This window comes from Rickettsiales endosymbiont of Stachyamoeba lipophora, assembly GCF_003932735.1.
Lineage (GTDB): Bacteria > Pseudomonadota > Alphaproteobacteria > Rickettsiales > 33-17 > RICK01.
This window is the reverse complement of record NZ_CP033611.1, coordinates 468,935-482,886: the sequence shown is the minus strand read 5'-3', so window position 1 is coordinate 482,886 and position 13,952 is coordinate 468,935. Positions and strand designations below refer to the sequence as shown.

The 13,952-nt window shown below is 32.0% G+C and carries 11 protein-coding genes; 10 read left to right on the top strand and 1 reads right to left on the bottom strand.

Annotation, left to right across the window (positions count from 1 at the left end):
- Nucleotides 1-60: 60 nt before the first annotated feature.
- From EF513_RS02115 to rpsT, 9 genes are all read left to right on the top strand, one after another.
- Nucleotides 61-399 (top strand): HesB/IscA family protein, encoded by a 339-nt coding sequence (locus tag EF513_RS02115; RefSeq protein WP_125215767.1) that lies wholly within the window; start codon nucleotides 61-63, stop codon nucleotides 397-399.
- Between the two features lie 15 nt (nucleotides 400-414).
- Entirely contained in the window at nucleotides 415-1,419 is a 1,005-nt protein-coding gene (gene dusB, locus EF513_RS02110) for a tRNA dihydrouridine synthase DusB (RefSeq protein WP_125215766.1), read from the top strand.
- A complete protein-coding gene (locus EF513_RS02105) occupies nucleotides 1,412-2,230 on the top strand; it encodes a fumarylacetoacetate hydrolase family protein (protein WP_125215765.1) in 819 nt (272 codons plus the stop codon). The genes dusB and EF513_RS02105 overlap by 8 nt, the downstream gene beginning before the upstream one ends.
- Complete coding sequence (locus tag EF513_RS02100; protein WP_125215764.1) at nucleotides 2,220-4,352, top strand: sensor histidine kinase NtrY-like; 2,133 nt, start codon at nucleotides 2,220-2,222, stop codon at nucleotides 4,350-4,352. The genes EF513_RS02105 and EF513_RS02100 overlap by 11 nt, the downstream gene beginning before the upstream one ends.
- Before the next feature lie 15 nt (nucleotides 4,353-4,367).
- Nucleotides 4,368-5,759, top strand: coding sequence for a sigma-54-dependent transcriptional regulator (locus tag EF513_RS02095; RefSeq protein WP_125215763.1), 1,392 nt, complete (start codon nucleotides 4,368-4,370; stop codon nucleotides 5,757-5,759).
- Nucleotides 5,759-7,105, top strand: a complete 1,347-nt coding sequence (trkA, locus tag EF513_RS02090) for a Trk system potassium transporter TrkA (RefSeq protein WP_125215762.1) — start codon at nucleotides 5,759-5,761, stop codon at nucleotides 7,103-7,105. Before EF513_RS02095 ends, trkA begins: the two co-directional genes overlap by 1 nt.
- Nucleotides 7,106-7,133: 28 nt before the next feature.
- Nucleotides 7,134-7,424 carry a DUF1467 family protein gene (locus EF513_RS02085; protein ID WP_125215761.1) on the top strand — a complete coding sequence of 97 codons (291 nt, stop codon included), beginning with the start codon at nucleotides 7,134-7,136 and terminating at the stop codon, nucleotides 7,422-7,424.
- Between the two features lie 48 nt (nucleotides 7,425-7,472).
- On the top strand, nucleotides 7,473-8,330 hold the full coding sequence (locus EF513_RS02080) for a DMT family transporter (RefSeq protein ID WP_125215760.1): 858 nt from the start codon (nucleotides 7,473-7,475) through the stop codon (nucleotides 8,328-8,330).
- A gap of 87 nt (nucleotides 8,331-8,417) precedes the next feature.
- Nucleotides 8,418-8,684, top strand: coding sequence for a 30S ribosomal protein S20 (rpsT, locus tag EF513_RS02075; RefSeq protein WP_125215759.1), 267 nt, complete (start codon nucleotides 8,418-8,420; stop codon nucleotides 8,682-8,684).
- 477 nt (nucleotides 8,685-9,161) lie between these two features.
- On the opposite strand, the gene EF513_RS02070 is transcribed toward rpsT, so the two are convergent.
- A complete protein-coding gene (locus EF513_RS02070) occupies nucleotides 9,162-12,449 on the bottom strand; it encodes a UvrD-helicase domain-containing protein (protein ID WP_125215758.1) in 3,288 nt (1,095 codons plus the stop codon).
- Between the two features lie 270 nt (nucleotides 12,450-12,719).
- Here EF513_RS02070 and EF513_RS02065 point away from each other — a divergent pair, with 270 nt between their 5' ends.
- Entirely contained in the window at nucleotides 12,720-13,937 is a 1,218-nt protein-coding gene (locus EF513_RS02065) for an MFS transporter (RefSeq protein WP_125215757.1), read from the top strand.
- Nucleotides 13,938-13,952: the final 15 nt, after the last annotated feature.

Here is a 13,952-nt window from a genome sequence, read left to right as displayed (position 1 = left end):
TTACAAGAAGTGTTAAAATTACCCTAAATTATTTGTTTTCGCAATAATAAATAGCTATATATGAGTGATTATACCATTAATGTTACTGCAAATGCGGCAGTTAGAATTGTAAAGTTAGCACAGCTTGAAGTGCAGCCAGAAAAAGTAATGTTAAGAATTGCAGTTGATGGTGGGGGATGTTCAGGGTTTCAATATAAATTTGAGCTTACAACCGAACATACGCTAGAAGATAAAATATTTGAGTTTAATGGTGCAAAGTTAGTGGTAGATAATATATCTGGAGAGCTAATGAATGAGGCGACTTTAGATTATGTGGAAACTTTAACTTATGCAAATTTTGAAATTAAAAATCCACAATCTAAGGTTAGATGTGGATGTGGTAACTCTTTTTCAATATAATTTAAAATTAATTTTATGGCTATAGAAATAGGCAATATTAAACTATCTGATCCGGTAATTTTAGCGCCGATGTCCGGTGTAACCGATAAGCCTTTTAGAGAATTGGTTAAAAAATTTGGAGCAGGCCTTGTGGTTTCAGAAATGATTGCAAGCCGTGCTATGATTATTCAGACTAGGCAATCTTTGCAAAAATGTAGCGGGGCAGAGAATGATTATAAAACTTCAGTACAGCTTGCGGGATGTGACCCAGAAGTGATGGCAGAAGCTGCTAAGCTTAATGAGGATTTGGGAGCAAAGATAATTGATATAAATTTTGGCTGTCCTGTAAAAAAAGTGGTAGGAGGTAATGCCGGTTCTGCGTTAATGCGTGATGAGATGTTAGCCGCAAGAATTATGGAAGCCACTGCTAAAGCAGTAAAAGTGCCCGTCACTGTTAAAATGAGAATGGGTTGGGATAATACAAGCTTGAATGCGCCTAGACTTGCCAAGATTGCTGAAGATGTAGGTATGCAAATGGTTACTATTCATGGTAGAACTAGATGTCAAATGTATAATGGTGTTGCAGATTGGAACTTTATCTCGCAAGTTAAAGAGGCCGTAAAAATCCCGGTTATTGCTAATGGAGACATTAAGTCGATAGATGATGCAGTAACAGCGCTAAAGAATTCTAAGGCGGACGGGGTAATGATTGGTAGAGGAGCGTATGGAAAACCTTGGCTTGTCAATCAAATTGCCCATTATTTAAAAACTGGGGAAATTATCCCTGAGCCTGATTTTGCGGATAGATTAGATTTAATTCTTGGGCATTTTGACGCTATGATGGAATTATATGGAATAGAGGCCGGAATTAAAATAGCTAGAAAGCACTTGGGTTGGTATAGTGCTGGTATTTATGGTTCATCAGAATTTAGAGCAAAAATTAACTTACTGAATGATCATAATCAAGCTAAAGATCTAGTGATTGAGTTTTTTCATAATCAAATTGAAAATCTAAAACAAGAGCAAGTTCAAGTTGCATAAAATATTTAAATTTACAGAAAATAACTTCACTAAAGTTGGTTTGTTTGATGGCAACCAACATTATGAGCTACCAAGTGTTGACTTGCAGTTTAAAGAACTGCTTGAAGATGCTAATCATTTATTCCGTATAGCAGTGTCTGATCTAAAAAAAATAGATAATCCACAATTTCTACTGCCTTTTGAAGATGCTGCACGAATATTTGCCGTAGGATTAAATTATCAAGATCATGCTGCAGAAGTTGCTTTTGATCTTCCTAAATATCCGAACGTATTTACTAGATTCCAAACCTCTTTTGTTGCTGCTAATAATGATATAAAATTGTCTAATAACTCTACTAAATTTGATTACGAAGGAGAGTTGGCGGTAGTAATCAAAGGTCATGCTAAAAATATTAAAGCGGAAGAGGCCCATAATTATATTGCAAGTTTTACGATTGCAAATGATGTAACAGTGCGAGACTATCAGGGTAAATCTACTCAATGGCTTTTGGGTAAAAATTTTGATAATTCTGGTTCAATTGGGCCTTATGTCTTGATTGGTAGCCAATATAGTTTGCAGGATTTTATTATCACCACTAGGCTGAATGAAGAAATTGTTCAAGAGGCATCTGCTGATCAAATGGTTATTAATATTTCCCAGATAATAGCAGTCATATCGGAAAGTTTAGCTTTAAAAACCGGTGATATTATTCTTACAGGTACTCCAAGTGGAGTAGGTTATAAGCAAAATCCTTCTAGGTTTTTAAAATCAGGAGATAAAGTAGAGGTTGAAATTTCAAATATTGGCAAGCTTATAAATTATGTTGGTTAATATACTCAAACGCATTAAGTTTGACCATCGAATTGTGATTACCATTTTTGCTTTGTTATCAATTGTTTCAGTGGGTATAACCTATGGGGCAATTGCTAGAGTATATAATAAGCATGAAGGTGATTTGAACTTGATTGTTCATTACTTGATTAGCAATATAGTCTTTTTTGCTATTACCTCAGCTTTAGTCGTTAGAGCTCTTAGTAATATTATAAAAAAGAATAAGGTTAAGCTTGGTACCACTAAGTTGCAACGTAAAATAGTTACACTTTTTACGTTAATAGCCTTGGTTCCTACAGTATTAGTTTCAATTTTTTCAATTATTATAATCAATACTACCGTTAAAGCCTGGTTTCATGATCGAATCAAAAACGCAATTGATCAATCGGTGGCTGTTGCAGAATTATACTTATCAGAGCATAAGGAAAATATTAGATCAGATATTTTATTTATTGCTAATGATATTGATCGGCAGTTTTATCTTTTGGCTAATAATCGAGAAGTTTTAAGAGAATATCTTGAATTGCAATCTAAAATTAGGGGTCTTTCCGAGATTGTGATATTCCAGAACGGTAAGGTTGTAGGAAATACATCGCTTGCTAGTATTAAAAGTTTAGCAGAAATACCTAAAAAATACCTAACTTCTACTGCTAACGGAGATCTGGTAGTAATTAGTAGTCAAGAAAGCCATTTGGTTAGATCAATAATTAAATTGCAAAATTTTTTTGATAGTTATGTAGTAGTAGGCAGATTTGTTGATGAAAAAGCTTTAAGTTATATTAATCAAGTTAAAGGTGGAGCTAAAGAATATAAACAATTAATGAAGAAGCTTACCTCCTTAAGAATAGCCTTTACTGTAATTTTTTGTATTTTGTTAATTATAATATTACTTACCGTAATACTTTATGGAATAATATTTGGAATTAATTTAACTACACCCATTGTTAATTTAATTGAAACTGCAGAAAAAGTGGCTTCGGGTAATTATAACATTAGAGCTAAAGAGGAAAAAGAAACTAATGAGATAGCAACCCTTTCTCAAACTTTTAACTTAATGATTGAACGGATAGCAAAGCAGCAATCTGAGTTGATTGTAGCCAATGATCGATTAGATGAGAAGATAAGATTTAATGAAAAGGTCTTAACAGGGGTATCAGCAGGAATAATTGCACTAAATGAAGATTTAAAAGTGCAGCTTGTTAATCCTGCAGCAGCATTAATTCTGGGTATTAATAATTGTTTTGTTGAGATGACTATGGATGAATTAAGCCCTGAAATAAGTGAATTCATTAGAAGCCGTAGTGTTACTCAGCCTATATCTCAAGAATTAGAGATCCAAAGAAAATTAAAAAGACTTATGCTATCACTAACAATTATACCGGAAATACTAGAAAATAAATTAAGAGGATATGTTATTACTTTTGATGACATTACTGAATTGGTTGCAGCTCAACGAGCTGCTGCATGGTCAGATGTAGCCAGAAGAATCGCTCATGAAATGAAAAATCCTTTAACGCCAATTAAGCTTGCGGCAGATAGGCTTCGTAAAAAATACTCAGATCAGGTATCAGATAAAGATAATTTTCAAAAATATATCTCTACAATTAGTACTAATGTAGAAAATATTAATAAAATGGTTAGTGAATTTGTTAATTTTGCTCGTATTCCTGAAGCTAAGTTAAAAGCGGTAAATATTATAGATGTGCTAAGCAATGTAATTTTTACAGAGCAATCAGCAAATGATAAAGTATTTATTGAAGGTTGCTTTGATAAGAAAGAAATCATTATCAATGCTGATTCGGGTCAGCTGTATCAAACGTTTTTAAATATTATTCGTAATTCTATAGAAGCTTTAATGAGCGAAAGCATTGAAAATCCAAAAATAAACATTAAAATAACTGAAAATGATACTAATATAATAATATCTATTATAGATAATGGATCAGGATTTGATTCTAAAATAATAAATAGACTTACCGAACCTTATATGACTACAAAAGTTAATGGAAGCGGCTTGGGGCTTGCAATTGTTAAAAAAATTGTTGAAGATCACGCTGGAACTATTAAATTTAGTAATAATGTTACCGGGGGTGCTAACGTTGAGGTGGTGTTACCAAAATAAAGGAAGCGTATATTTATGACTGCAATACTCATTGTTGATGACGAAAAAGATATCAGAGAATTATTAAAAGATATTGTACAAGATGCAGGCTATAAAGCTGTAGATGTTTCTGATGGATCAAGCGCTATAGAAGCTGTAAAAAAACAGGAGTTTGATGCTGTTATTCTTGATGTATGGCTTCAAGATAGTTATGTAGACGGTCTTAGTGTATTAGAGTTCATGGTGAAATATAACCCTGATCTGCCAGTAATTATGATAAGCGGACATGGGACAATTGAAACTGCAGTGCAATCTATCAAGGATGGAGCGTACGATTATTTAGAAAAGCCTTTTGATGAAGATAAATTGCTTACAGCCTTAAAAAGAGCCGTTGAGCTATTTAAGCTCAAACGCGAAAATGGAGAATTAAAAAGAAAACTTGGTTCTCCTAAAATTATTGGAAATTCAGCTCCAATTAATTTATTGAAAAGCACTATTGAGAAAGTTGCACAAACTGCTAGCCGTGTACTCATTTCTGGATCCTCAGGTTGTGGTAAAAAGCTAGTGGCTGAGATGATTCATTTTAAATCTAAAAGAAGTAAAGAACCTTTTGTGGTATTTCACCCAGTTAATTTTAATTTAGAAAAATTTCAACAAGAATTAATTGGTAATAATGCTAGTGGAAGAATAGGGGTTTTTAATCTGGCTCATAAAGGTACCTTATATATTGATGAAGTGGCCGATATGAGTATGGATATGCAAAATATCTTTCTTAGGTTAATCCAACAAGCAGGAATGGATGTAAGGGTTATTGCTTCAACTAGTAAAAATATTGAACAACTGGTGAAAGATGGTCACTTTAGAGAGGATCTGTATTATAGGTTAAATGTAATGCCTATTAAGGTTCCTTCACTAACAGAAAGAAAAGAAGATATCCCAGAGTTATGCAAATATTTTATTGAGCAGCTTGCAGTTAGTTCTGGTCTGATCATAAGAGAACTCGCAGAAGACGCTATTGCAGCGTTGCAACTATACAAATGGCCTGGCAATATCAGACAATTAAAAAACATTTTAGAATGGTTGTTGATAATGTCGCCAGGCGAAATGAAAGATTCCATAAGAGCATCTATGTTACCTTCTTCTGTTTTATCTAAACAGGCAACAATCTCTAGACCTGATCATAACGCTAATCTTCTATCTTTACCGCTTAGAGAGGCTCGAGAGGAATTTGAAAAACAATATATTGCAGCTCAAATAGAGAGATGTAACGGCAATATCTCCCGTGCAGCTAAGAAAATTCAAATGGATCGCTCTGCTTTAACTCGAAAAATTAAATCTCTTAAAATTTGGAATGATCGTGTATTGTTAGCTGGCAATACTGAAGAATTTATTGAAGAAAATAATTCTGAGTTTGATCAGGTTAGCTAATGCAAATTATTATTGTTGGGGCTGGATCGATAGGATACGGCCTAGTAGAATCTCTTGCAAGGCAAAACTATCAGCTTATTGTTATTGATAAGGATAAAAGCTTAATAGACTCATTGAAGCAATACAATAATGTTCAAGCTATAGCGGCGGATGCGGTAAACCCAAGTTTATTAAGTAAATATTTGCCTGATTCGCAAATTTTAATTGCAGTTACCCAAAGTGACGAAATAAATATTTTAATATGCCAGGTGGCTAAGTATCTTAATCCAGCCGTTAAAACTATTTGTAGAGTTCGGAACCAATCAATTTTAGGTGATTTTAAGAACAAGCTATTTGGGGCTTATAAAATTAATATTGATAAAATTATTTCTCCCGAATTAGAGGTGGGGAATTATATTTTTGATTTGTTAGAAATTCCTGGGCTGTTATCTCAAATTAATTTCGAAGATGATGAACTTAAAATAGCTATTATTAAAATTAGCCATTATTCACCCTTGCTTAATAAAAATCCTCAAGCAATAAATGAAAGTTATAAATTTAAAATCATAGGCCTAATTAGAGCAGGAAAATATTTATTTTATGATCAAGTGGAACATATTGTGTTGCATGATCAACTGTATGTAATTTATAGTGATAAAGAAACCAAAGCGGTTATCCAGATCTCAGGCTTGGCAGATAAAAACCGTAATGTTATTATAGCTGGCGGAACAGGGATAGGGTATCATATACTAGAAGCTTTTGAAAAGCATCCCATCCCTCATTATGTAAAAGTTATTGAACAAAATGTAGATGTGTGTGAAGAACTTGCCAGTACGTTTCCTCATACCATAATCATGCATGGTGCTCTTGACGATATTCAAATTCTTGATGAGGCGGAAATTAAAAAAGCCGATGCTTTTATTGCCACTACTAAAAATGATAATTTAAATATTTTATTAGCTGCAATTGCCAAGAATCGAGGTTGCAAAAAAACCGCTATTGTAATTAATGATCAACTAAATTTTTTAAAAATTGCCAAAACATTAGGTACTGATCATATAATTAATCCAAGTGAGCTTATAGTAAATACATTGATAAATATCCTTTTAGGAAGCAGCATGTATTTGCGGACTGACGAAATGATAGAAGAAATTGAAGTAATTGAAGTAAAAGCTACGCTCAAATCTAAAATTATAAATCAAACTATTGAAGAGATTGATAATAATCAGGAAGTGGTCTTTGCAGCAATTATTAGAAACAAGCAAATAATCATTGCAAAAAATGACCATCAAATTATGCCTAATGATATTGTAATAATTTTAGCTAGTAAAAAATATCAGCAACTAATTGAATATTGGTTTTTATAAATACTAAATAGCTTTATTGGAAAAAATTATGAATATTAATAACATTGATCCGTTGCTAATCGATCTGGGTTCACATGTATTTGCTTTTTTTACAACCTTTATTATTACGTGGTTTGTAGTTCTATGGGTGGTATTACCTATTGCGATTAAAGATACGGAGAATGGTAATCATCAAGGATATGCGGAAAGTGCACCTAAAGATCCTAAAATAAAACAAAAAATGCTAATAACAACGTTGATTTCTTTTGTGATATCTATTGTTATTCATATAGTAGTTAGCTTGGATCTAATAAATTTACGGAATTTATTTGATCTCTAAGGAATATAATATATTATTACTTTAAGAAAAATTTTATATAAGTTTTGTATGGTCAATTGTAATTACATATTAGCTATTAGTTATTTTATTCTTAGCCTAATTATTGGGGTCGCAAACGATGTGATTATGAAATATGTTGGCCAAGATATCAATGTATATCAAATTGTTTTTTTACGTTTCTTTTTTGCTATCCTCTCATTAATTCCAGTCATTATCATAACTGGTGTAGGAACTTTAAAGACTAATGCTAAGTTTATTCATGTTGTTAGAGGTTCTCTTCTTTTTGCTGGTATTGCGATATGGTGTTATGCTCTAAACTATGTCCATATTTCCTTAGCTACTGTAATTAATTTTACTATCCCAATTTTTGTGCTGATCTTAGCTAAGTTTATTCTAAAAGAGAAAATAGGAGTAAGCCGGTGGGCAGCAACTATGATTGGCTTCATTGGGGTGCTGATTGTTGTAAAAGGGCCTAGTGAGTTCGATTCAACTGCGGCTATGCTATTGCTTGCTTCACTTATGTTTGCTTTGCTTGATGTTATTAATAAAAAATATGTAGTACAAGAATCTATTATGAGTATGATGATATATTCTAATATTGTAGTAAGTTTGTTAAGTGCGCCGCTGGCTTTTAGCAATTGGATATCACTTAGTGTGATACAGTTAATCTTGCTCGGATTGTTAGGAGTAGGGGCTAATTTAGTGCTATATTTTTTAATTCAAGCTTTTAAACATGCTGATGCTTCAGCTTTAGTGCCATATCGCTATTTTGAATTGTTAATTTCAGGAGCTATGGGATATATGTTCTTTTCGGAAGTTCCGAATCTTAATACTATATTTGGTGCTTTGTTAATAATACCAAGTACCTTATTCATGAGTTATATGGCCGCTAGGTCTAAATCATAAAATTTATGCTTAAAAGTTATGGCTTTTAGCTTTTACTTGACTAAATGAGATTAATTAATATATTTAAACAAAAAATTTGGAATAATTATGGCAAATCATAAATCAGCTAAAAAATCAATTCGTCAAATTCAAAAGCGTGCAGACGTTAATAAGGCGCGCAAAAGCAGAGTTAAAACTTATATTAAAAAAGTTTTAGAGGCTATTGCAAGTGGAAAGAATGATGATGCACGTAAAGTGCTTTCAGAAGTTCAATCAGAAATAGATCGTGGAGTGACTAAAGGTATTTTTAAGAAAAATACTGCTTCACGTAGAATTAGTAGGCTTGCTGCTCGAGTTAAAGCAATGGCAGCTTAAGGCTCTAAATAAATTATACTCTAAATGATGAAAAAGCCTGTTAGTAATAGCAGGTTTTTTTGTTTATAATATAAGTTTTGCTTTAGCATGTTATAGTTTTTACTTGAATGAGAATAAAATACTTATAATAACCCATGTGAGTTATAAAAATTTAAAAGTATTTCTATTTTTGGATAAGTCTGTTAGATGAGCTCTTGGCTTAGTATGGCGCGGTGTGGTTAATAATATTAATAACCACATTGGCAATAACTGATAGGCTAAAAACTTATGGTTTCTTCTATTAATACTTAGATGTTTCTGATTTATTGTTTTTCTAGTTAGTCTGTTTCTTGCCGGAATGAAATTTAGTAAAGAGTAAATACCTAAATTATCTGGCTCGGTGTATCCATAGATAAAGTGGATATGTTAGATCTTAGGCTTTAATGTTGTATGTAACAGCTATAATACATCTAGTAATGAATGGATTTTGATAACTAATTAATTAATATACTCCAATTCACTTTCGGTAAGCCATAAAATAGCTTTTTTAATTGCGTAATTAGCAAATTTTGCACTGATGGCTATTTGATATAAATCTAATTGTTTAAGGTAAGAGTCTAAGAGAAGATCATTTTTAGTTAATTTAAAATCTAGAATAATAATATGATCCGGTGCAAAAATTAATCTATCAATTCTTATAGAAATGTCAGAGCCATTATTATTAAAAATAAGAGGGTATTCCTTAAATGATGGTAAGGAAAATAATGCCTTTAATTCTGCTAATTTATCAATTTTAGCAAGAATATTAATAACAATTTGTTTTAAATTATTGTCTGCCAGGGGCTCAAAATATTCAATTAAAGCAATAATTTTTTGATTATTATCTAAAGAATCTGCATATTCTAAAATTTTATGAAGCAATGTACCTAATTTAGTATGTTCTGATGGTTTTTCTTCTTTTGTAGGCTTGATAAATTCTTTAACAGAAGTAATTAAACGATTATTAGGCGTGGCGTGTTCAGTGTTGAACGGACGATAATCAAATTGATTTTGTCCATAGGATAGAATGTTGGTAGATAAGTTAAATCTAGTTAAGGTTTCTGAGTTTATTTGTTGGTTGCCTGTTGTGTTTAAGGATTTAAAAGCTGGCTCTAAGATTTTATACCATGAGTTATCATTGGTAGTTTGCTGATTAATAGAAGAAGCTATGTATAATTCATCACGGGCTCTAGTGATAGCAACATATAATAACCTTAAATATTCGTCATATAGCTGATGATTAATATTATCGTTTAATTCATTTATTTGTTCCAGTCTAAATTTAGATGCTTCCTTCCAGAAAACAAACGGAGAGCTATCATTTTTCCACACAAACTTATTCTGATGATTGTTAGGTAGTTGGCAAGTATCAGCAAGTATGACGATATTGGATTCTAAACCTTTAGATCCATGTATAGTAAGTATACGTACTGCATGATCGTTATTTTTAAAGCTTACTTCAATTTCGTTATTATCTAGAAAATAAACAAATTGCTGAAGGCCAAATTGATAATCATGAATTTCTGCTAGGTTTATAATCTGCTGGATAATTTGCCATGATTGTTTTGCCATTCTTTGAAAGAAGCTTTGGTAGGTTAAATTGGTAACAAAAATGTTGCTTAAAAGCTTATAAGGACTGTACTTATGCTCATGATTACAAAAATAATTAAGCTGATAATATAATTGCTGCCATTTGCTGTTTTGGGTATCCTTTAGATAATCCCATAATGAATTACTACCGCGCTCTATACAAAGTTCTATTAATTGGTCTTCGTTTAAATTAAAGAAAGGAGACTTCAATAAACAAGCGAGATTCAAATCATCAATGGGAAGTAAAATAAATTTAAGTAATGCTAAAATATCTTTGGTTACAATATGCTCTTTAAGTTTAAACTTATCTACCCCGCTGTTAGGAATAGATAGCTTATTTAGTTCATTAATAATCTCATAAAATAATTCATTCCTTTTTCTTACTAAGATCATTATATCTTGGGCAGCTACCGGTCTGTTATGATTAGGCAGAATTCTCCCGCTATCAAGCCATTCTTTAATTTGCTCTGCAATAAACTTAGCTAAAATTTGATGAGAGGAGTAATGAGGAGTAAATTTTAACGGATCAGGCCATTGTAATTCTGCCTCCTCCTCTAAAGGTCGATAGTTAATTAAGGGCCAAAGGGTCACTAGCCCACCTTCCGGCCTAAAAGCTAAATGTTTAATAGCGGTCTCTTGATAGGTAAGAGATTGATGGTAGCAAGGATTGTTAGTAAATTGATCTACTAAGTGGAGCACTTCTTTAGTGCTCCTAAAGCAGTATTGTAGCGTAAGATCATGGAGATGTAGGCCTGCTTGAGAAAAATGTTGCTTTAGCCGCTGTTTAACATGGAAGTAAATAGCTGCATCTGCTCCTTGGAAGCTGTAAATAGATTGTTTTTCATCTCCAACTATAAACAGAGTTTTTGGTAATGCTTGGTCAAAATTACCGCTAAAATTTTCTTCAAATAATTTAAGGATTACTTGCCATTGCAGAGGAGCGGTATCTTGAGCTTCATCAACTAAAATATGATCAATTTGATTATATATTATAAAATTTATCCAGGCATATGCCGGGTCATTTAGTAGCTTAGTCGTGTGCTTAATCAGATCATTGAAATCTAATAAGTTATTTTTAGATTTTAGGTGATTTAGCTGCTGGGTAATATGGTAAACCAAAGTAAGTAAGGTTTTGGTATGATGGAATGAGCGTAGTTTTTTCCATTCTAGCAAAAATTCCTCACAGTGTGCTTGCTGGAAATCAATGAATTGTTCTAGGCCACCAATTTCACTGATTACTTTCTTGCTAAAAACTTGTTTTTGAGGAGTGATGGTTTGTGTAAAAAATAAATAGATATAATCAAAAAAGTGGGGGTCTGAGCTGTTAACAAAGCTGATTAACTTTTGAGCTTTTTCTATATCTTTATTGCTTGATTTATCGTAAGTTAAAATTTGGGTGGCAAGCTTTATAATGACGTCTTTTTGAGTAGTAATCAATTCTTTAATAAACTGCTCGGTAAAGACACGAAGATCTTTATCGGTATTTAGTTGCAGGTATTCTTTTAAGTAAGCTGTACAATTATCTAAACTTCCATAATGATCAAATATATAATTAAAATTATCTATTGAGGTAATAATATGTGAAATCACTTCATCTAATTCGCTAAAGCTAATAACTTGCCCTAAATAAGATAAGGCTTGCTTGAGCTCCGTGTCATCAGAAGTTTTTAAGATAATTGAAGTGCTTACTTCTTTCAGAAGCGTTTGATATGAGATGTTATCAATAAGCTTAAAATCAGGATTAAGCCCAGCTTCTAAGCAAAATTGCTTGATGAGATTGTGGCAGAAACTATGTATAGTTTGTATTTTTAAAATACTCGGATCTTCTAAAATAAGCTGATTAGTGGAAGTAATAATTTGTTTATAAGCAGTAAAGTTAGATTCAGCATCTTCGATATATAATTCTTTCAGGGTGGTTTTGAGTAAATTATCATCAAGTTTATTTAAAGATTGTATTTTGTGAATAATTCGCTCTTTCATCTCGCTTGCGGCGGCATTAGTAAAAGTAATGGCTAAAATTTTATTAGGTTTATTATTACTTAAAATTAACCTAAGTATACGATCCACTAACAATTTAGTTTTACCGCTTCCTGCAGAAGCATTAACCCAACATGATTGTAATGGGTCGGTAGCTATTGATCTTTCGAGTTGATCCATAAGATTTTTAATTTAACCGATTAAAGTGTTTTTTAATTTCACTAAACTTTAGCTTATTATTGTAATATTTTAGCTTGCTATTGTAATAATATTTATTTAATATTTTGCCCGAATTTAATAAGTTATTGAGTATGACATATTAATTTAACAAGTAAGTTTCAATATAATTATTAGTATCATTATAGTGGATAGTTTGTTCTATCTGCATCATTGTCCTATTCAATTATTTTTTGAAAATTAGTCAACTAAATAACTTAACTGGATAAAATAATGCATAACAATAATCAAAGAATATTACCATATTTTATGTGGTTTTTAACTATAATGTTTTTTGGGTTTCAATTTATAATGAGACTTGCGCCTGGTCTTGTGATCAATGAATTAATTGATACTTATAAAGTAACATCTTCCAGTATTGGGGTGATGTCTGCAATGTACTATTTAGGTTATGCCGGGATGCAAATTCCTATAGCCGTAATCCTGGATAGGTTTCGCCCTAATTATGTAATTTTTGCTTGTATTATTATTGCCTCAATGGGTATGTTTTTATCTGGTAATGCTAGTGAATGGTGGATGGTGATACTCGGAAGATTTTTTGTAGGGTTTGGTTCTGCTGCAGGTTTTTTAGGTGTTTCAAAGATTGTTCAAATATATTTTCCTAAAGAAGCTTATGCTAAGATGATAGGTTTTAGCTTTACCTTTGGCTTACTTGGAGCAATATATGGAGGCAGACCTGTTAATGATTTAATTGCTAAATATGGATATCAAAATGTATTTAGTGCTATTGCTATAGTAGGAGCTGTCATCGCTATATTAATTTTAGTGCTATTTAAGCTACCTAAGAATTACAAGGCTGTACAAGACCCAGTGCTTAAAAATCTTAAACAAGTAGTTTCTAATCCGCAAATCTTAATGCTCGCTATTGCTAATTTGTTATTGGTGGGTACTTTAGAAGGGTTGGCGGATGTATGGGGGGTGAATTTTTTTCAATATCATTTTGGAGTAGAAAAAGCAGAAGCTGCCACTATGACCTCTTTAATTTATATGGGAATGATTTTAGGCGGTCCATTGCTTGCCTACTTTGCCAAAATGATTAACTCAGAAATTAACACTATTGCTCTAAGTGGAATTGTGATGGCGTTAATCTATGCAATTATCTTTAAAATCTCTTATCATAATATTACTTTAACCGGTTTGATGATTACTTTTGGTATAATGTCTTGCTATCAAGTATTAGTATTGTCAGTAGGCAGTAAGCTCGTAAGCTTTGAACTTAGAAGTATTACCGTGGCATTTTTAAATTGCATTAATATGATGGGTGGTACATTTTTCCATACTGTTATAGGTAATGTTATAGCCTTTGATTATTATAATACCCCAGCACAAAATTATAAATTAGCTATTACAGTTATACCGATAGCTGCTTGTATAGGAAGTTTAATTGTAATTTTGCTAAGACTTTTTAAGAAAAAAACGGTGGCCGTTTAAATTTATTAGTCTACT